Annotated in this window: 20 protein-coding genes; 3 read left to right on the forward strand and 17 right to left on the reverse strand. The window is 37.5% G+C overall.

Annotation, left to right across the window (positions count from 1 at the left end):
• Positions 1-61: 61 nt before the first annotated feature.
• From mnmA to QS62_RS06660, 12 genes are all read right to left on the reverse strand, one after another.
• Positions 62-1,216, reverse strand: coding sequence for a tRNA 2-thiouridine(34) synthase MnmA (gene mnmA / locus QS62_RS06605; protein WP_066107741.1), 1,155 nt, complete (start codon positions 1,214-1,216; stop codon positions 62-64).
• Positions 1,217-1,232: 16 nt separating this feature from the next.
• Entirely contained in the window at positions 1,233-2,144 is a 912-nt protein-coding gene (locus QS62_RS06610) for a DMT family transporter (RefSeq protein ID WP_066107744.1), read from the reverse strand.
• 3 nt (positions 2,145-2,147) lie between these two features.
• Positions 2,148-2,507, reverse strand: coding sequence for a WG repeat-containing protein (locus QS62_RS06615; protein ID WP_066107975.1), 360 nt, complete (start codon positions 2,505-2,507; stop codon positions 2,148-2,150).
• A gap of 55 nt (positions 2,508-2,562) precedes the next feature.
• Entirely contained in the window at positions 2,563-2,790 is a 228-nt protein-coding gene (nqrM, locus tag QS62_RS06620; RefSeq protein WP_066107747.1) for a (Na+)-NQR maturation NqrM, read from the reverse strand.
• A complete protein-coding gene (locus QS62_RS06625; RefSeq protein ID WP_066107750.1) occupies positions 2,790-3,845 on the reverse strand; it encodes an FAD:protein FMN transferase in 1,056 nt (351 codons plus the stop codon). Before QS62_RS06625 ends, nqrM begins: the two co-directional genes overlap by 1 nt.
• Before the next feature lie 21 nt (positions 3,846-3,866).
• On the reverse strand, positions 3,867-5,090 hold the full coding sequence (gene nqrF / locus QS62_RS06630) for an NADH:ubiquinone reductase (Na(+)-transporting) subunit F (RefSeq protein ID WP_066107753.1): 1,224 nt from the start codon (positions 5,088-5,090) through the stop codon (positions 3,867-3,869).
• Positions 5,091-5,103: 13 nt separating this feature from the next.
• Positions 5,104-5,700: an NADH:ubiquinone reductase (Na(+)-transporting) subunit E gene (nqrE, locus tag QS62_RS06635; protein WP_066107756.1), complete on the reverse strand. Its 597-nt coding sequence runs from the start codon at positions 5,698-5,700 to the stop codon at positions 5,104-5,106.
• 4 nt (positions 5,701-5,704) lie between these two features.
• Positions 5,705-6,334 (reverse strand): NADH:ubiquinone reductase (Na(+)-transporting) subunit D, encoded by a 630-nt coding sequence (locus QS62_RS06640; RefSeq protein ID WP_066107759.1) that lies wholly within the window; start codon positions 6,332-6,334, stop codon positions 5,705-5,707.
• Positions 6,327-7,094, reverse strand: a complete 768-nt coding sequence (locus QS62_RS06645; protein WP_066107762.1) for a Na(+)-translocating NADH-quinone reductase subunit C — start codon at positions 7,092-7,094, stop codon at positions 6,327-6,329. Before QS62_RS06645 ends, QS62_RS06640 begins: the two co-directional genes overlap by 8 nt.
• Positions 7,087-8,325: an NADH:ubiquinone reductase (Na(+)-transporting) subunit B gene (locus QS62_RS06650; protein ID WP_066107765.1), complete on the reverse strand. Its 1,239-nt coding sequence runs from the start codon at positions 8,323-8,325 to the stop codon at positions 7,087-7,089. Before QS62_RS06650 ends, QS62_RS06645 begins: the two co-directional genes overlap by 8 nt.
• 2 nt (positions 8,326-8,327) lie before the next feature.
• Positions 8,328-9,668, reverse strand: a complete 1,341-nt coding sequence (locus QS62_RS06655; RefSeq protein ID WP_066107977.1) for a Na(+)-translocating NADH-quinone reductase subunit A — start codon at positions 9,666-9,668, stop codon at positions 8,328-8,330.
• Positions 9,669-10,125: 457 nt separating this feature from the next.
• Positions 10,126-10,434: a BolA/IbaG family iron-sulfur metabolism protein gene (locus tag QS62_RS06660; protein ID WP_066107768.1), complete on the reverse strand. Its 309-nt coding sequence runs from the start codon at positions 10,432-10,434 to the stop codon at positions 10,126-10,128.
• A gap of 101 nt (positions 10,435-10,535) precedes the next feature.
• Here QS62_RS06660 and QS62_RS06665 point away from each other — a divergent pair, with 101 nt between their 5' ends.
• Positions 10,536-11,129, forward strand: coding sequence for a YajG family lipoprotein (locus tag QS62_RS06665; RefSeq protein WP_066107771.1), 594 nt, complete (start codon positions 10,536-10,538; stop codon positions 11,127-11,129).
• A 59-nt stretch (positions 11,130-11,188) separates the two neighbouring features.
• Here QS62_RS06665 and QS62_RS06670 read toward each other — a convergent pair whose 3' ends face one another.
• Positions 11,189-11,836, reverse strand: a complete 648-nt coding sequence (locus tag QS62_RS06670) for a bifunctional 4-hydroxy-2-oxoglutarate aldolase/2-dehydro-3-deoxy-phosphogluconate aldolase (RefSeq protein WP_066107776.1) — start codon at positions 11,834-11,836, stop codon at positions 11,189-11,191.
• 350 nt (positions 11,837-12,186) lie between these two features.
• Between QS62_RS06670 and QS62_RS06675 the strand changes: the two genes are divergently transcribed.
• Positions 12,187-14,319 carry a TonB-dependent siderophore receptor gene (locus tag QS62_RS06675; protein ID WP_066107779.1) on the forward strand — a complete coding sequence of 711 codons (2,133 nt, stop codon included), beginning with the start codon at positions 12,187-12,189 and terminating at the stop codon, positions 14,317-14,319.
• Between the two features lie 64 nt (positions 14,320-14,383).
• The gene (locus QS62_RS06680; RefSeq protein ID WP_066107783.1) at positions 14,384-16,129 is read left to right on the forward strand and encodes an ABC transporter ATP-binding protein/permease; all 1,746 of its coding nucleotides are present in this window, start codon (positions 14,384-14,386) and stop codon (positions 16,127-16,129) included.
• A gap of 43 nt (positions 16,130-16,172) precedes the next feature.
• On the opposite strand, the gene QS62_RS06685 is transcribed toward QS62_RS06680, so the two are convergent.
• From QS62_RS06685 to QS62_RS06700, 4 genes are all read right to left on the reverse strand, one after another.
• Entirely contained in the window at positions 16,173-17,249 is a 1,077-nt protein-coding gene (locus QS62_RS06685; protein ID WP_066107786.1) for a fimbrial protein, read from the reverse strand.
• Between the two features lie 12 nt (positions 17,250-17,261).
• On the reverse strand, positions 17,262-19,766 hold the full coding sequence (locus tag QS62_RS06690) for a fimbria/pilus outer membrane usher protein (protein ID WP_066107789.1): 2,505 nt from the start codon (positions 19,764-19,766) through the stop codon (positions 17,262-17,264).
• Positions 19,767-19,787: 21 nt separating this feature from the next.
• The gene (locus QS62_RS06695) at positions 19,788-20,489 is read right to left on the reverse strand and encodes a fimbrial biogenesis chaperone (RefSeq protein WP_066107794.1); all 702 of its coding nucleotides are present in this window, start codon (positions 20,487-20,489) and stop codon (positions 19,788-19,790) included.
• Positions 20,490-20,558: 69 nt separating this feature from the next.
• Entirely contained in the window at positions 20,559-21,152 is a 594-nt protein-coding gene (locus tag QS62_RS06700; RefSeq protein WP_066107797.1) for a fimbrial protein, read from the reverse strand.
• Between the last annotated feature and the right edge of the window lie 181 nt (positions 21,153-21,333).

Here is a 21,333-nt window from a genome sequence, read left to right on the forward strand (position 1 = left end):
CTTTTGTCTATTAGACCTAGAGAAATAAGCCTTTATAGCGCGCTATAAAGGCTTATCATCATTAGCGAATTTGTTCTTCAATAATCCCGCCACCTAAACAAACTTCTTCTAAATAGAAAACGGCAGATTGTCCTGGTGTTACCGCCATTTGTGGTTCATCAAAACGTACTTCAATTGTTTCATCATTCAATGGAATGATCTCACAAGGTACATCTTGCTGACGATAGCGAGTTTTTACTGTACAACGTAATCTTTGCGTTAATGCCTGACGATTTACCCAATGTAATTGGCTGGCAATTAATCCTTTTGAAAATAAACGAGGATGATCATGCCCTTGTGCCACAATTAATTCATTGTGTTCTAAATCTTTATCTACGACATACCACGCTTCATCGCCAGCATTTTTTAAGCCGCCAATACGTAAACCTTTACGTTGCCCTAGTGTGTGATACATCAATCCATCATGGCGCCCAATAACCTCACCATCTACGGTACGAATATCGCCCGGTTGCGCAGGCAAATAACGTGCTAAGAAATCTTTGAATTTACGCTCACCAATAAAACAAATTCCAGTAGAATCTTTTTTCTTTGCTGTTGCTAAACCCAATTCTTCAGCAATTTGGCGTACTACCGGTTTTTCCAATTCTCCTACTGGGAATAAGCTCTGTCCTACTTGTTTATTGCTTAATGTATAAAGAAAGTAACTTTGATCTTTATTACCATCTAAGCCACGCAACAATTGCGCATTGTTATCTTCACCACGACGACGAACATAATGCCCTGTCGCAATATAATCAGCCCCTAAATCTTCTGCTGCATATTCTAAAAAGGCTTTAAACTTAATCTCTTTATTACACAAAATATCTGGGTTTGGTGTGCGACCCGCTTTATATTCTTGTAAGAAATGTTCAAAAACATTATCCCAATATTCAGCCGCAAAATTGATTTTATGTAGATGAATACCTAAACGATCGCACACTGCTTGTGCATCGGCTAAGTCTGCTGCTGCTGAACAATATTCAGTTCCATCGTCTTCTTCCCAATTCTTCATAAACAGCCCTTCTACTTGATAACCTTGCTGTTGCAAAATATAGGCTGATACAGAAGAATCGACACCACCTGACATCCCTACAATCACTTTTTTCTGTTGATTTTCAGCAAATTGTTCAGGAGTAACAACGATTAAACTGGTGAATGTTTTTGAAATTAATGTCATTTTTCTTCCTTTGTTTTTAATTTATGTTTTTAGATGGCATTTTGTATAACTGATTGATTAGGATAATACCACCTATAATAAAGAATGCACCAATAAAGAAATTCAGCGTTGGTTCTTCTTGCAAAAATAACCAAGCAAGTAACATTGCAAAAATAGGCTCAGCCAGTTCAGTTACCTGCACTTTGGCAGCGCTTAAATAAACTAAAGCTTTTGTTGTACAGTAAAAACCTAATAAAGTGGGTAAAATCGCCAACGCCAATAAATTCAATATAATTACCAAATCCCATTGAATAGATTGATAATTTTGTAAAAATGGAATCATCAAATAGACTGAGCCAAAGAGCATCAGCATTTTTGTTAAAGGCAGACCGCCATTTAGCTTAAATTTTTTCACTAATACGGAAAATAGCCCATAACCACTGCCAGCCAAAATAGCATTCACGATAGCTAACCAATCTCCGCCACCTGACCACGAGATAACAAATATTCCAATAACGGCAATAATTGTGCCAATAATCGCTGAGATCGTGATGGTTTCTGCTAATAACACCCAGCCTCCAATTAATGCGGAAACAGCCGCCGACGCCATTAGCACCACAACCACATTGGCTGCCTGACCGTATTGATAAGCATTGGTTTCAAAGAAAAACAGCACGAAAATACCTAAAAATGCACAAAAAGCGATTTGTAGCCATAATGTTTTGGCTGATAAGTAATTAGTGCGGATACTTTGCTGTTGTTGCTGTTGAGATTGACGGCTTAATAATAAGCTCACTAAAACAAACGCAATTAACGTTTTAATAAAGGCAATAGCTTCAATATTCAAGCCTTTTTCTAACAAAACTTTGCTAAAAATGCCAATACTGCTATTCAACGCAGCAGCAGATAAGGCGAGAAAAATCCCAAGAGCTAAGGAACGATTTTCCACTTGTTACTCCATATTTTTAATATCATTCACTTTATCGCCATTCCTATCTATATAGTACCAATCATCACTCTGGCAATAATGATATTCTCCTTTTGAGTTAGGCACTTCTTTCACTTCTCCATATTCCGTTACTTTGGCTTTACCTGCATTAAAAGGTAAGGCACAAGTAAATCGTGGTTTAATCACTAATTCTCCTCTAGCATTAACATAACCAATACGTCCTTGCTGATCCACAACACGTGACATACCTTCCACTAAATAATCATCGCCATTATCAAACTGATAAGCTCGATACTGTTCTTTAGTAGTACAACTCAATACAAAAAGGATAAATATTAGAGAAGTGTGTAATCTTAATCTCATAAAATTAGGTTTAACTTTGAGGTACATCTTAGCAACATACCTCAAATTAGCCATTTTATAGAATACGTCCTGCTTCTTGTAATTTTGCTTGACGTTCAGCCTCTTTCGCCATCTTGGCTTTACGTTTGTCGCATGGTTCTGGGCAATCGCAAACTTTTTCTAACCCTAAAGAAGAAATACCACCGCAGCTACCACTGATAGTTCTACGTTTAATGATATAGCCAATTGCCATCGCAAAAATCACTACTACAAAAAATCCGAAGGTTACTAAAAATAATTTCATCACTTACTTCCTTCTTTCTTAGTGTCCATCAACTTAGCAAAAGCCTTAGACATCTTCGTTTCAAAACCTTTATCTGTTTTGATAATCAGATAAATCGCAAGATTCTCTTTTTCGGCTACGGCTAATGCTTTCTCTGCACCTAATACAAATAACCCGGTTGCATAACCATCTGCCAACATACAACTTGGATCGATTACAGTAATCGAAGCCAGGTTATGCTGTAATGGGTAACCTGTTTTAGGATCAATTTCATGAGAAAAGCGTTTACCATTCTCTTCAAAATAATTGCGATAATCCCCTGAAGTTGCCATTGATAAATTACTTAAACCAATAATTTGTTCTACTGCACGAGAACCATCGAACTCTGGTTTTTCAATCGCAATTTGCCATGGTTGACCTTTCTCATTCACACCTTTGGTATGAATTTCCCCACCAATTTCTACGAGGTAATCCGTCACACCAATACTTTCTAAATAACTAGCAACTTTATCAACCCCAAAACCTTTTGCAATAGAAGAGAGATCAACATAAAGTTCTGGGATCTTTTTGATTAAGGCTGGCTTACCTTCTGCCTCAGTTACGACTAAATTATCAATACCTGTCCATGCTTTACGAGTTGCAATCTCTTCGGCACTCGGTTCTTTATCCGTACGTTTTTCAGGTCCAAATCCCCATAGATTCACTAATGGACCAACCGTAACATCTAATGCACCTTCTGTCTTCTGATTTAAAGCTATCGCCGCTTGTACGACTTTGGCAAAATCTGCAGACACTGGGAATGGTTTATTAATTTCTTTACTTTGATTAAAACGACTTAATTCAGAATCCTGTTGATAAGTGGACATCTGATTATTCACTTCTTTCAGTGCTTCATCAATTTTTTGATGTGCCATTTCAGGACCAGTCTTAATACCATTATCAAGATATTTGATATGGTATGTCGTCCCCATTGTTTTCCCTGAAAGGGTAACAATCTCCGTTTGCTTACCACAAGCTACAAGAAAAAAGGCTAGTCCTACAAGGACCAGCCAATGAGTTAGTTTTTTTAATAACATAATTAATAAATATTTTATTTATCAACCACCGAAATCATCTAACAAGATGTTTTCGTCTTCTACACCAAGATCCTTCAGCATCTTAATTACTGCTGCATTCATCACTGGAGGTCCACACATATAGTATTCACAATCTTCTGGTGCTTCATGATTTTTCAGATAGTTTTCATAAAGAACATTGTGAATAAAGCCTGTATAACCAGTCCAGTTATCTTCTGGTAAAGGATCTGATAACGCTACATGCCATACGAAGTTATCATTTTCACGTTGTAACATATCGAAATCTTCTACATAGAACATTTCACGTTTAGAACGTGCGCCATACCAGAAAGAGATCTTACGTTTAGAGTGTAAGCGTTTTAATTGGTCAAAGATATGTGAACGCATTGGCGCCATACCTGCACCACCACCGATAAATACCATTTCTGCATCAGTATCTTTCGCAAAGAATTCACCGAATGGACCAGAAATTGTTACTTTATCACCTGGTTTTAATGACCAAATGTAAGATGACATTTGTCCAGGTGGTACATCTGGGTTTCTTGGTGGCGGAGTTGCAATACGCACGTTCAACATAATAATCCCTTTTTCTTCAGGATATGAAGCCATTGAATACGCACGAGTAATATGCTCATCAACTTTAGAAACATAACGGAATAAATTGAATTTTTTCCAATCTTCTTGATATTTTTCAGGAATATCAAAATCGCTATATTTTACAGTATGTGGATCAGCTTCAATTTGAATATAACCACCAGCGCGGAAAGGTACTTCTTCACCTTCTGGAATTGCTAATTTCAACTCTTTAATAAAGGTTGCTTTGTTATCATTAGAGATAACAGTACATTGCCATTTTTTCACCCCAAAAATTTCTTCTGGTAATTCAATATCCATACTATTTTTGACGTTAACTTGGCAAGATAGACGATAACCTTCTGCCGCTTCTCTTTTATTGATGTGTGACAACTCTGTAGGAAGAATATCACCACCACCACTTTTAACTTTTACGCGGCATTGACCACATGAGCCACCACCACCGCAAGCAGATGAAACGAAAATACCTTGACTTGCTAATGCACCTAGTAATTTTCCACCTGCTGGCAATGTAATTGCTTTAGCAGGATCATTATTGATACTAATGGTGATATCACCAGAATTAACTAGCTTTGATTTAGCAAACAGGATTAATACCGCCAATACTAAAATAATGACGGTAAACATCGCTATTCCTAATGTAATTTCCATGCTTTATCCCCTTTTACAACTGGATGCCTGAGAAAGACATGAAACCAAGAGCCATCAAGCCAACAGAAATAAAGGTAATTCCTAAGCCTTTTAACCCTTTTGGTACATCTGAATATTTCATCTTCTCAGTGATACCTGCTAACGCAACGATAGCAAACATCCAACCTAAACCTGCGCCAACACCATACACAACAGACTCACCAAAAGTATAGTCACGTTGTACCATGAAAGATACGCCCCCGAAAATCGCACAGTTTACTGTGATTAACGGTAAGAAGATCCCTAATGCGTTATAGAGCGCTGGGAAGAATTTATCTAACACCATTTCCAAGATTTGCACTAATGCCGCGATTACACCGATAAAAGTGATGAAGTTTAAGAAACTTAAATCAACGCCATCAACTAATGCACCATCTCGTAAAATAAGGTTATAAACTACGTTATTAACAGGAACAGAGATACCTAATACCACTGTTACTGCCACACCAAGTCCAAACGCTGTAGATACTTTTTTAGACACCGCTAAAAAGGTACACATTCCCAAGAAGAAGGAAAGCGCCATATTTTCAATAAATATGGATTTTACAAATAAACTAATATAGTGTTCCATGGTATTAATCCTTCTCTACTTGTTCTGGTTTCCAAGTTCTGAGACCCCAGATGATGAAACCGATAATAAAGAATGCACTTGGTGCTAATAAGAATAAACCATTGGTTTGATACCAACCGCCATCTTGAATAGTTTGGAAAACTGTTACACCAAATAATTTACCTGAACCGATTAATTCACGAATAAATGCCACAACAATTAACATTGCACCATATCCTAAACCGTTACCGATACCATCAAGGAAACTATCAATTGGATTTTCCTTCATCGCAAAGGCTTCAGCACGTCCCATTACGATACAGTTAGTAATAATCAAACCAACGAATACCGATAATTGTTTAGAAATGTTGTAAGCATAAGCTCGCAAAATTTGGTCAACAAGGATAACTAATGACGCAATAATTGCCATTTGCACAATAATACGAATACTGTTCGGAATGTAATTACGAATACAAGAAATAAAGAAACTTGAAAACGCAGTTACTAAACTCACAGAAATTCCCATTACAATCGCAGTTTCAAGCTTAGTTGTTACCGCTAATGCTGAGCAGATCCCAAGAATTTGTAAGGCAATTGGGTTGTTATTAATTACTGGGTTAAGCAATAACCCTTTTTTACTTTGTTTCTCAGCCATTGTTTAATACCCCTTCTTTAAGTTTAGCTAAGAAAGGACCAAAGCCTTTCGGGCCAAACCAGAATTTGAATGTATTGTTTACACCATTGCTGGTCAAAGTTGCTCCTGATAATGCATCAATACCATGTGCTTTATCAGATGAACCACCTTTACTTACATGTAATGCAACTTGGTTTTGTTCATTGAAAATTGTTTTTCCAACGAAAGTTGATTGCCATTTAGGGTTTTCAATCTCACCACCTAATCCCGGAGTTTCCCCTTGATCATAGTAAGTAATACCATCAATTGTGTTGCCATCTGGCTGTACTGCAATAAAGCCGTACATTACAGACCAAAGTCCAGTACCATAAACTGGTAATACGACTTGCTTAACTTTACCGTCATCACCTTTTACAAGATAAACTTCAGCATAATTAGCACGACGACCGATTTTGGCAATATCATCTTCACCTAATACAATACTGGTTGCAGGATCTTTCGCAGCCTTCGCTGCATCGAAATTCGCTTGGTTAGCAACAAAATCACCAGTATTTAAATCCACTAAACGTGGTTCAATATACTTATTAAATGAATCTGTTACATTGCTACCAGCTTTTAATAAACCTGCCACACTAAGAATATTTTTTTGTTTATCTAACAATTTTTGTTCTTGTTGACGTGGTTTTAACGATACCGCAGAACCCGCTACGATAACTGAGCACACTAAACTTACCAACACGACAACAACCAGTGTGCCGATAACACTATCTTTCTTAAACATTACGCGCTCTCCTACGTTTGATATTCGCTTGAACAACAATGTAATCGAACAATGGTGCAAATAAGTTAGCGAATAAAATAGCTAACATCATACCTTCTGGATAAGCTGGGTTTACAACACGAATTAATACACACATTACGCCGATTAATGCGCCATACCACCATTTTCCTTTATTGGTAAATGAAGCTGAAACTGGGTCAGTTGCCATAAACAACATCCCTAAAGCGAAACCACCTAATACTAAGTGCCAGTACCAAGGCATTGAGAACATTGGGTTAGTCGCTGAACCAATTAAATTGAATAGTGAAGAAGTTGCGATCATACCGATCATTACCCCAGCGATAATACGCCAAGAAGCAATACGTGCGAATACGATAACCGCTGCACCGATTAATAGTGCTAATGTTGAAACTTCACCAATAGATCCTGGAATATTTCCTAAGAATGCATCCATCCATTGAATTGGTTGACCAGTAGTAACTTGTTTTAACGCACCTTCACCACCAGCTGCCCATTGAGAAAGCGCTGTTGCTCCAGAGAAGCCGTCCGCTGCCACCCAAACTGAGTCACCTGAAATTTGTGCCGGATAAGCGAAGAATAAGAACGCACGACCCGCTAATGCAGGGTTCATAAAGTTTTTACCTACACCACCAAAAACTTCTTTCGCAACTACAACACCAAAGGTTGTTGCTAATGCTGCTTGCCATAACGGTAAAGTTGGCGGAACAATTAGTGCTAACAAAATAGAAGTAACAAAGAAACCTTCATTAATTTCATGTTTACGCACAGTCGCAAATAAAACTTCCCAGAAACCACCTACAATAAACACAGTAATGTAAATTGGTAGGAAGAAAATCGCACCTAACGCCATTTTTGCTAATACACCTGCATCAGGTGAAACTAGCCCTAACGCATTAGCAAACGCAAAATGCCAATCATGTGCCACATTTTGTGCAAGATTTTGTGCAAAATCACCAACGCTCAACGCTAAGATTGATTGTGCACCTACGTTAAACATTCCATAGAACATTGCTGGAAATAATGCCAACCACACTAACACCATCATACGTTTAGAATCTAACGCATCACGGACATGAGAAGCCTTCCCCGTTACTGTACCTGGTGTATATAAGAATGTCGCCGTTGCTTCATATAAGGCGTACCATTTTTCATATTTACCACCCGGTAAAAATGCAGGTTCCATTTTCTCTAAAAGATGTTTTAAACCCATTTTTAACCTTCCTTCTCGATCTTATCTAAGGCTGCACGCAGCATTGGACCGTATTCGTTTTTACCCGGACAAACAAAGGTACAAAGCGCTAAATCTTCTTCATCCAGCTCTAAACAACCTAATGCTTGGGCGCTGTCTGTATCGCCTGCACTTAAATCACGTAGTAATAATGTCGGGATAATATCTAATGGCATCACACGTTCATAGTTACCAATTGGTACCATCGCACGATGACCACCATTTACTGCAGAAGTAAAGTTAAAGAGTTTCTTACCGAAATGCCCTAATACAGTACGTGTAATAGAGAATTTATTTGCACCTGGTGAAATCCAGCCTAAGAATTCTTTATCACGACCTTCTGCGATCACAGAAACTTGTTGGTGATAACGGCCTAAATAAGCCACTGGACCTTTTGCAATCGCACCGTTTAATACGGAACCAGAAATCACACGATTTTCACCTTCTGCTAACTCACCTGCGGTTAATTGTTCAAGATTTGCCCCTAAGCGAGTACGGATAAGACGAGGATTTTTAACTTGTGGACCAGCTAAAGAAATAACACGTTCTACTGATAATTCGCCAGTGGTAAACAATTTACCAATTGCAATCACATCTTGGTAATTGATATACCAAACAAATTTGTTAATGCTTACTGGATCTAAGAAATGAATGTGAGTACCACTCAAACCTGCTGGATGAGGGCCTGAGAACTCTTCAACGCGTACGTTTGCGGCATTTACTCTTGGTACGTTTGCGCCAGCTGCTTTACACACAAAAAGTGTTCCTTCATGTAAACGGCTTAATACGGTTAAACCATGTTGAAACGCTTCTGCATTTTCTTTAATCACAACTGTAGGATCTGCCGCTAATGGATTGGTATCCATTGCATTGACAAAAATAGAGCTTGGTTTGCTATCTACTGCTGGGATTTTACTAAATGGACGAGTGCGGAACGCTGTCCACAAGCCAGATTCGATCAAGTTTTGTTTGACTTGCTCAGCGGTAAGAGTGGCTAATTGTTCAACGCTATACTTAGCAAAAGTAACTTCAGCATCACCTTCTAGCTTAATCACAACAGATTGTAAAACACGCTTAGCACCACGATTAATCGCAGTTACTGTTCCTGAGGCAGGTGCAGTAAAAACAACACCAGGATTCTTTTTATCTTCAAAAAGTACCTGACCTTTCTTCACCGCATCACCCTCACGCACCTTCATCGAAGGACGCATACCAACATATTCTTCGCCAAGTACGGCAACTTCAGAGATGGTAGCTCCATCGTGGATTACTTGTGCTGGCTTCCCAGCAATAGGAAGATCCAAGCCTTTTTTAATTGTAATCATATCGTTTGCACTACTTTTCGTTGGGTTAAACATAACGATCACTACAATTCGTCATTGCAGTGATCTCTCGTTTGAGTAGTTTCCAGCGAATCATTAGTCTTAACGTTATCTTTTTTGTTAGAGAACCCACAACTTCTCTTTGAAAAACAAGGCGATAATCTCTTCACAAATCGTTAAGTTAACGATTGCACTGTCCACTTAATTTTAAAACTCAAATCTGTACAAATCCTTGTTCAGGTTAAAAATATTAACCAAAACAATGAATTAAATAATTAATAATAATAATTACAAGGGGTGAACAAGGATATATAAAACGGTTTATTCTAACCAAAACCACCCCATTAATTCTAGTCAATGAACGTCGTTTTTGAAAAAAATGTGAAAAATTTGATATTTTTCAATAAAATTACCTAAAAATTCTCTCGGAAAATCAAACAAATACTACTTTAGAAGTATATTACTGACCATGTCCCATACAGTTAGGTGAAGCTGGAACTTCTTGTAAATTTTGCCATTCTTCTGGTGTATAGAGATGTAACGCCAATGCATGCACTCCAGCAGCTAACTGATCAGCAAGCAATTGATAAATTAAACGATGACGAGCAACCGCACGCATACCAACAAAACGTTCCGATGCCAAAATAACTTTAAAATGAGATTCAGCCCCTTTGCCAGAACTGTGCATATGGCTTTCATTAATGATTTCTAGATGGAGTGGAGAAAATTCTTGTTGTAATAAGAGGGTAATTTGTTGCTGTTTATTCATAATTTCTTTTGACTAATGCTGTAATTTATATAAATATTCGCTATTTTATACGATGTATTAAAACTCTTAAACCTCACAATGAATAAATAGGAAAACTCATTATGTACAAGACATTAAAACGCTTATCTCTTGCCAGTGTTTTGCTTGCAAGCTTTGCACTTGCTGGTTGTCAAAATCAACCAAATACCATTACCTTCACTCCACCTGCTGCAGTAGGCCCATTTAACGCACAAAACCAAACTGCAAGCGTGAGTGTTGCTGCTCGTGATCTACGTGCTAATCAATCGATTTCACAATATGTGAATAATGGCCAACTCTATCCAATTTATGCACAACCTTCCGTTGCAGAACTATTCCAACAATCTTTACAACAAGATTTAAATAGTAAAGGCTTCCGAATTTTACCAGGAAATGCGCCAACCAATGTTACTGTCAATGTTAAACAATTCTATGCGAATGTGAACCAAGGTAACGTGCGTTACAAAGTAGATGCTTCTGTACAATTAACCATCCAAGTACAAAGCGCAAAAGGTGAATACAGTAAGAATATTGAAACTCGCCGTTCACAAGAAGGCGCTTTCAACGCGAAAACTGAAGAAATTCAAAAAGTGTTAGGACAAGCATTTGATGATGCAGTGAAAGAACTCCATCAAGATCAAGAAGTATCAAACGCAATTCTTCGTTTATCTCATTAATATAAAAATTCCCTCGTATCAACATACGAGGGAATCTTATTCTATATCAATTAGTTAAATTAGCCACGTAAGCTTTTCACTAATGCTACTGCTTCAGCAGTTAATTGCTCTACTTTCGCCCAATCGCCAGCTTCTACCGCATCACTAGGAATCATCCAAGAACCACCGATAGTCTTCACGCATTTTACCGCAAGATAACTTGCGACATTTTTCGGTGATACACCACCAGTTGGACAGAAACTTAATTGTGGTAATGCTGCTGAAATCGCTTTTAATGCTGCAGCACCGCCATTAATTTCTGCGGGGAAGAATTTAAGATGATCATAACCAAGTTCTAATGCCTGCATCATTTCTGATGGTGTTGCTGTACCAGGAATTAATGCGACATCACTTGCAGCTGCATGTTTTAATAACGCCGGTGTTGCTCCCGGAGAAATAACGAATTTTGCTCCTGCCGCTACTGCTTGATCAAATTGTTCTGCTGATAATACCGTACCAGCGCCTACTAACGCATCCGGCACTTCTTTACTTAATAATTTAATTGCATCTAATGCTACTGAACTACGTAAGGTAATTTCAAAAACATTAATTCCGCCTGCTTGCAACGCTTTCGCCATTGGTAAAGCATCTTCCAATTTTTTAATTACCATCACAGGTACCACAGGTGAAGCGCTAAAAACTTCTGCTGGCTGTAACTTCCACTTCATGATCATTTCCTTTTATCTATGATTAACTAAACACAAAACGGCTTTAACGTTAGCATAAGAAATTCGAATTTAATATAGGAAATACAGATTTTTTCCACTGAGATCAAAAAAAGCATAGTTCACACTCCATTTAAAGTATTTCCTACTAATAACGTTTTTATTTTACTTTGTATCAACTTACCAAAAATGCTATTCACTCTTGCTACAGGAGGAATTAACTCTCTTTTTTCTCTTTTATTTTACAAATAAAAATTATTATCAACTATTATTGCAATTGAGAATTACTTCTATTATACTCCGCGCATTTTTTAATCATTACTAATAAATTTTTTACCTTAGGAGCTATCTCAATGAAACATAAATTAACACTAATTTATCTTTCGCTTTTCGCCTCTATTCCGGTTGCTGCGCTTGCAGTAACTGAACAAACAGAAAAAGATCTGGATGAAATTACTGTCGCTACTGATGCTTTTGATTCCGGTTTACATCAAAACGGCTATCAAGTAACTGGAACCTCAATTATGTCAAAAGCTAATGTTCCTATTATTGATACGCCTACTACAGTAAACGTAGTTTCTAAACAATTATTACAAGATCGCCAACCAACCGAATTAATTGATGCCCTTTCCAGCGTCAGTGGCGTAAGCCAAGCCAACACATTAGGTGGTATTTTTGACTCGATCCAAAAACGTGGCTTTGGCGGCAATCGCGACAATTCAATTATGCGCAATGGCTTACAAGCTGGACCATCACACAATTTTGGACCAACCACTGACACCGTTGAAGTGCTAAAAGGACCTGCATCTGTTTTATATGGTATTCAAGATCCCGGCGGAGTGATCAATGTCATTACCAAAAAACCGTTAAATCAACCACACTACACTTTAGGCACTACCGTTGGTACTCACAATATGTGGGGAACACAAGTGGATTTAACTGGCCCGCTAGGTAACGGCTTTGCTTATCGTTTTATCTATGACAAAAACGAAAAAGATTACTGGCGCAATTTCGGTAACTTTAAAAACACCACTTATGCACCATCTATCTCTTGGGAAGATAAAGACACCAAAGTTTTGGTTGCTTATGAACATTTAGATTACAAACAACCTTTTGATCGTGGAACAAACCTATTAACGAAAACAGGAGAATTACCGGATATTCCAATCACACGTCGTTTAGATGAACCTTATGATATTACCAGTGGTAAAACCGATAATTTCCAATTAAAAATCGAACGCCGTTTAAATGATCAATGGAAATTAAATCTAGCTTATAGTTATGCGCGCGCAATTTATGATTACGATCAAGCACGAATCACCAAAATTGATACGACTACTCGTAAAGCAACTCGCAGTTTAGAAGCTATCCGTAATGCTGACCAACGTGTACATACCGGTTCGATCAATGCTGTTGGTGAATTTGCTATTGGCGATATTGCTAACCGCGTTGTTGTAGGTGTTGACGCTAGTCGTAACTATCGCAATTTAGAACGTTATCCAAAAGCAACGGTTAACAGTACACTCAATATTGATCACCCTGTTTATACTAATCCGGCAATTGCTTTCACTCCGGCAAGCAATACTAATCAAACCAATAATGTCAAAACAGTAGGAGTTTATTTACAAGATACTGCTTATTTAACCGACAAATTGATCGTAACTGGTGGTATTCGCTATGAATATTTCGATCAACTTGCTGGGCGCGGTTTACCGTTTAAAGTAAATACCGATCAACATGATGGCAAATTGCTTTATCAATTAGGTTCTGTGTATAAATTCACACCTCACTGGACAAGCTATGCCAATTATGCAGAATCATTCCGTCCACAAATGAGTATCGCCGCTTCAGTTAATCCAAATCTAGCTCCTGAAGAAGGAAAATCATTTGAAGTAGGTACGAAATATGAAAACAACGCTTTAAGTGCCACCTTAGCACTCTTTAATATCGACAAAAAGAATGTTGGTGAAACAGTCGATAACGCGTTAGTGATTGTAGGTAAACAACGTTCACGTGGCGTGGAATTAGATATTGATGGCCAATTAACTGATAAATTAAGTATGTCATTAAGCTACACCTATACTCGTGCCAAAACCGTTCATAATGACACCTATCCATTGGCTGAAAACCGTCAAATTTCCGGTGTACCAGAACATCAAGCGGCGCTGTTCTTAGGCTATGATATTGGTAAATTTAGCTTTGGTGATATCCGTATCGGCGGTGGTGCACGCTATCTTGGCAGTTGGTACGCTTATACTAGCGACTATACTAAGGCGTATAAAATTCCTGGTGCAGTTGTCGCTGATGCCTTTATCAATTACTCCACCAAAATTTCAGGTAAAAAGGTAAGTTTCCAACTTAACGGTAAAAACTTATTTAATAAAACCTATTATCCATCTACTGCTGGGGACGCAACGGATAATGTAATTCCAGTTGCTTTAGGCTATCAACGTGAAGTCTTCCTTAATGCAAAAATTGAATTTTAATTCTGATTACACTTATTGTTCATAAAGGGCAGATTTCTGCCCTTTTCACGTTAGATAAATCATTATGAATTGGCAAACCGAACTAAATACCAGCGCTTTTTGGCTAATCTCTTCACTCTTTTGGGTTTCTCTTAGCCTAGTTATTACAGCCAAATTATTAAGTTATACCCATTTCGGTAAACAGTTTTGGCTGATTACCAAACCTTGCATTACGCAAAGCAATCGTTACAAGATGCTTTTCCTTATTATTATCTTAATTAGCTTTATTTTGTTAGAGGTGCGGATCAGCGTTCTTAATACCTTCTTTTATAATGGCTTATATAGTTCGTTGCAAAATCGTGATGCACATGCCTTTTGGTTCTTCGCCACCATCAACGCACTATTAGTTGGTGTCAATATTATTCGTTCCATTATTAATGATTTAATGCGCCAAGTGTTTGAAATTCGCTGGTTAGAACAATTAAATGCAGTTATGCTTGATCGCTGGTTAGCTAATAAAAATTACTATCGCCTTAAATATGAAAGAGATCTGCCCGATAATATTGATCAACGGATCGAACAAGATGCCAGAGAATTTATTACTACCACTGTCGATATGATTCGCGGTGTTATTAATTCCGTTATTTCTATTATTGAATTTACTTTAATTCTTTGGGGGTTATCCGGCTTACTTTCACTATTTGGCTTAGAAATTCCTAAAGGTGTGGTCTTTTTTATCTACATTTTTATTATTACCGCTACTGCCCTTTCTGTCTGGATCGGTCACCCACTAATCAAACTCAATTTTAATAAAGAAAAACTCAATGGTAACTACCGTTATTCCCTGATTCGTGTGCGTGATAATGCGGAGAGTATTGCGTTTTATCATGGCGAACAACAAGAACACACTTTTTTAAAACAGAAATTTAATGCCATTATCAAAAACCGCTGGCAAATTGTGTTAAAAATGTTGGGATTAGACGGTTTTAATACTGGGATTTCGGAAGTGGCAAAACTATTACCGCTAATGTTGCAAGCGCCACGTTTTTTTGCTGGGCAATTAACTTTAGGTGATATGCATCAAACAGTGCAATCCTTTAATCGCCTAATGCGCGCACTATCTTTTTTCCGCCTATTCTATGAGCAATTTACCCAATATCAGGCGCGTTTAAATCGTCTAGCTGGTTTCTTTAACAAATTAGATTATTTGGATAATCAACCGTTGTCGCAACAGATCAATCACACACCGCAAGTAAAACTTAGTGAATTCTCGATTAAAGATCAGCGCGGTAATACATTATTATCTAATATCAATTTACAACTTAGCGCTGGCGAATCACTATTAATTCAAGGTCCATCTGGCAGCGGAAAAACCAGCTTATTAAAAGCTATCGCAGGAATTTATGCTTTTGAAACTAGCGGCTATTTAGAAACACCAAAACATTTCTTATTTTTGCCGCAACGCCCTTATATGCCACAAGGAACGCTGTATCAAGCTATTTGTTATCCCAATATTGAAGCGACTATTGAACAGGTCTGTCGTGCAATGAAAGTGTGTAAATTAGAAAAATACCTTTCCCATTTACAGCAAGAATTAGATTGGCAAACCATTCTATCGCCAGGTGAATTGCAGCGTGTAGCGTTTATTCGTATTTTACTTACTAAACCTGAAGCGATTTTCCTTGATGAAACCACTTCAGCGCTCGATGAACCAACAGAACAATGGTTATATCAATTAATAAAAACTAAGTTGCCTAATACGATTATGATTAGTATTGGCCACCGCACTACTTTGCAGCAATTTCATCAACAGGTATTAAAGTTGATATAAAAAATGTCGGGGAGTACCCGACATTTTTTATACAGAACAACCACTAATTATAATATAAATTATAAAAAAGTTTTGCTTTTACAGTACCTGCAGTAAGTTCTTCCTTGTTATTCTTTATATAATAGGCTGTGTACCTTTTATTTATCATTCCAGAATTGAGAATGTTGCCATTAAATAAAGTAATATTACTATCACTAGGATTCGCAAATGGTAATGATGGAAGTTGACCATATTTTAATATCTTTCCATCGTCATTCTCTATTTGAATTCCTACTCCTTTAGCTGCTCCATTTCCAGATTCAGTGGTTAAGATCTCAGTAGAATTTGTTGGATTTAATGCATCTGAAACCCCAATATAAGCGTGTTTGACCTGTGCTCCAAGACAATTTAACGAAATAGTAAAATCATTACCTTTAACCTTCCCTTCTTGATTCAAAGTAGATAAATTAACAGGATTTAACAATACCTGCTGAACCCGACTCTTTTCATCTAAAATACAGGTTCGGTCAAAAGTGACAGTGGCATCATTTTGCGACTTTACAGTAAAAATATTAAATTGCCTTTGCTTCTGCCGCTCATCCCGATAACCTTCATCATTCGATAATCTTTTAGCACATAACATTGTCATTACTATCAGAGGAGTATCTTTCGGTATAGTTATAGACTCTGCTGTATATAAAAACTCTGGCCTCAACGTAAATTCCAGTTTTAAGTCAATATTTTCATTTTTGCTTGCTTTTATATACTGATATGCCTCATACCCATTTACATTTTGTCCTTTTACAGTAAATATATGACTAAAATAATTCGCAAGAGCCCCCGTTAGGCTTTCATGAAACTTAGGCTCTATCCAATAATAATCTTCTTCTTTTGTACCACAGTAATCACTATTAATAGTTATTCTCTTTGTATAAGTTATTCTTTTATTTTGTGTCCCTACAGAAGCTAATGCAAAATCTTCAAATTTTCTTACATTGTTAACTGTACCTGGAGGTATTGTTATATCAATATTACCAACTGTTTCACACATGTATGGTGCACACGGTTTCAATTCAGCTTTGATTGGCATAGAGATAATAAATAAAATTAGTGCTCCAATATAATATAATTTATTTTTCATTCTAACCTCTTACTAAAATCTACACTGCACTGGCACAATTAACGGCTGTCCATTATCTTCTGTTTCCGGAATCTGGTAATCTGCCTGACATTGCTTATCGCCCCAACTGATATGCAATTGTCCATTTTTAGCGATACCTCTGGTATAAATCTTACCGCCTTGTGCTACTACCCCAATTGATTGATTGTTTTGATCAAATACTTCTGTACCTAATGGCGGTAAAGTCTCTGTACCAGTAATTTCAAAGAACACCACTGAACCTACTGTAGTGGCAAAATCAACAAAAATCGCCTGATTAGCTCTTGGAATCACTTGTTGTTCCGTTGCCGATAATTCCACTGAATCTGGAAGATTATTACTATCTAAGCCAACGTAATTCACACTATAAGGTTCGATATAAGGCACAATCCCATTACCAAAATAGTCAATCTCATTACCGATCGAACCATTGATTAAAGCGCCCTTGGCTCCTTCTGCATGAATAATCGCGAAACTATCGCCTAAATCATTAGATAATGTAATTCCTTTAGGGTGTGCGACTACTGCACCAGACATACCTAATGACATTTGTTGATTACTTTGATTATCACGGCTCCAAGAAGCATTAACACGCGCTAACGAACCAGAATAACTATTACTAAATGAGATATTGCTGCCGCCATTTTGCTGCTTACTCGCTGACACACTATAGCTATAACGGCGTTGTTCACCTAACGAACCAGAAATAGAGGTATAACCGGAATAACCGCCATTTTTGTTATAGTTCAAGCTTTGTGAAATATATGCCGAACTGATATCGTCACCCAATGGCAGCGACAGGCTGAGATAAATACGGCGATCATCTTCACCAAAACTGTTCTTCGATTGCGAAAAAGAGAGACTATAACTTAAACGCTTATAACTATTACTATAACCAATTTGGTACTCATTTTGTTTTTCATCTGTTCCCCAATAGGCATAAGTGCTCCCCGTCAAATACAATGAACCCCAGTCCTCTTTTAGATTTTGATTAATCGACACTTGGAACTGATTTTTCGGACGATAATTATTAATTGGCAGACTGATCTCTTTCTCATCAATAAAATCACGATAATTCGCTAACATAACATCTTGCAAACTATAGTAATCGCGTGAAAGATAGCGATAAGCAGCTAAAGTAACATTAGTATCCGTTGGCTCTACACGAGTGTTATAGCTAGCGTACAAACTATAACCTTTATATTTTTGTTCAGCCGCAGTGAATTTCGCATTAGAAAAAGTCGCATTTGCCATAAATGCACCAATTGGCGTATTAAAGGAAAAACCAACTAATTCCGCATGATAATCTTTAGCAAAAGTGCCACCCAAGTTAAAGGTAATATTGTTGGTTAAACCATATTGCCAGGTCGCTTGCGCTACATTGGCATCAAACACCTCATTGGCATAACGATAACGCCCACCAGCAATTTGGTAACGGCTATATCCCGGACGAATTAATTGCGCAGCAGCAGTATAAGGAATAGTGAGAGAACGTTTTTCACCATTGGCTTCTAATATTTCAACTTGTAGATCACCGCCATATCCTGTTGGATAAAGGTCATCAATTTCAAATGGCCCCGCTGGTACAGTCACTTCACGCAATAAATTACCATTTTGTCGAATGCTCACTTTAGCATTACTATTCGCTACGCCACGAATAATTGGTGCATAACCGCGCAATGAACTCGCCAACATTCGATCGTCCGAAGCTAATTGCATGCCACGAATGGCAATACTATCCATTAATGAACCCCTGGTATAAAAATCACCAATGGTAAATTGACCACGCAAAGCTGCGACATCATGTTGAGCATAGGTTGAGATACTTTGATAAGGTAATCGTTGCTGTTGATCCCAACTTTGTGAACCACGATGACGAAATGCCCAGCCGAATAAATTTATCCCTGCTTCAATTCCTAAATAAGTTTGTTTAGAGTCAAAATCTGCATATTGTGAGCGATAATAGGAAGCATCATAACGAACAAATGCTACTGGTACGCCGTCTTGCCATTGTGCTGGTGAAATATAACCACGCGGGCGCTGAGTAATAAAAGCCTGTGGTAAATCAACATCTAAACGCAACTCCGACATATCAAAATTCACTTTGGCGGCTGGAACTTGTGCGGCAAAAAATTGACATGTTGCCTGTTCAGCCGTATCCGATCCAGTGAAAGCTTCATCTTTTAAATCTAATACTGCTAATAAATCCTCATTAGCACATAACCCTGTATTATTTTTATTAGGGATTTCAGCAAATTGTAGATTAATGCGTCCACGTAATTGATTATTAAGATAGACATCAGCAACATAATTCCCTGCCGGAATTGGATTACCATAACTAAAGCGGCTAATATCAATCGCTTCTTTATCTTTACCACCAAGTAAAAAACCGGCATCGAATTCAGCATACTCTTCCGCATAGGCCATATTGGGGATTAAACTGCCCAACAAGGCTAAATAGATCGTATTAAAAGTAAATTTATGCAACTGCTTTCTCATTATTTCTCACCTTAAATCTAATTAATGCAATGGTGTCGTTCCTGTTGAATCCGCACCATAGTCATTAATCGTAGTCCAATTAACACTGCCTGAACCCGCGGATACTGGAGAAGCTAAATTGAAAGTCACTTGTGAAAAAGGCGCCACCATATCAGCATCTTTAACTTTTATAAGATGTTTTCCTTGAGCCACACTGACATCACTATAAGTAATGAAATAAGGAGTTGGATTATTAGCAATTAGCTGTTTGCCTTGTACTCTCCATTCCACTTGTTTAAAAGCCTCCGCTTGTGATATTTTTAAATCTACTGGACGGAAAAACAGTTTAATCCGGCTACGGATTGCAATTTGTAGATAATTCTTAGATTTATCTTTTGGGTTTGGTGGAATATCCAATACATTTAGATAGAAAATAGATTCACGATCAGTTGGTAACGGTTCACCAGTATAGGTTAAACGCAATGTCTGCCCTTTATTAGCATCAACTCGAGAAATTGGCGGCGTAATTACAAAAGGGGTTTTTATCTGTTCCGGCGCTGCATTAGGATCACCATTATCAATCCACGCTTGCACCAACGCCGGTTGATCGCCAACATTAGTAAGTTGCACACTGACATTTTTCTGATTCGCTGGATAGATAACTCTTGTACCCGTAATCACAATATTGGCATAACTAGTAGAAACCCATAAACCACAGGCAATCAATAATAGTTTTTTTAACATACAGAAACCTTAGCTAAACAGAGAAATAGGGCAGTAAAAACTGCCCTTTAATACAGAATAAAAAATAGATTATTTATACGCTAAGGTATATTTGACTTTTGCTAATACATCTCCAGCTTCTGCAGCACCTGTTGCATAATAACGGGCACCGTAAGTCAATTTTGCTTTTCCTTTAGGATTTGGTGTAGTTCCATCACTTTCGATAGTTACGTAATTTGCGTCAGCATCGTTATTACTATTTGTAATAACATTAATTGGTTGTGCATTTTTATCTGTTAATTCAATCACAACATATTTTGCTCCACTAGCATTTAGATTTTTTAATCTACCATTCGCATCTACATACTGATTAGTATTTTCGAAATGAGCTAACACTTTGCTAGAACCTTCTCCAGACGTCCATTCACATCCAGTAATCTCTAAATCAAAAGATTTATAACCTGCTGTTTTTCCAGCTTCATTTAAAGCTGATGTTGGTACTGTAACTAAAGAAACTTCACGTACACCTGTTTTATCTTCTGTTATAACACAGGTATTGCTTACTACTTTTCCTGTAAAATGCACTTCACCTTGTCCAGTGCTAGCTGGAGCTGCAGCCAAAGTACCTTGTGCCGCCATACCCAATCCAGCAGCAATTAATGTTGTTAAAACTAATTTCTTCATTTGTAAATTTCCTTTAGTAAGTTAATCGGGGCGCAAAGTATATAAAATTTCCGGGGGGGGGGGGCAAGCTTATTTCAACGAAAAATTTGTGATATTTCTCACAATAATTTAATAAAATCTCTTATAAATACACATATATACTTATAAATCAGATGTTTATAAGTATTAAAATAACCTTGCA

Origin of the sequence: Gallibacterium salpingitidis (assembly GCF_001678495.1) — a bacterium.
GTDB classification, from domain to species: Bacteria; Pseudomonadota; Gammaproteobacteria; order Enterobacterales; family Pasteurellaceae; genus Gallibacterium; species Gallibacterium salpingitidis.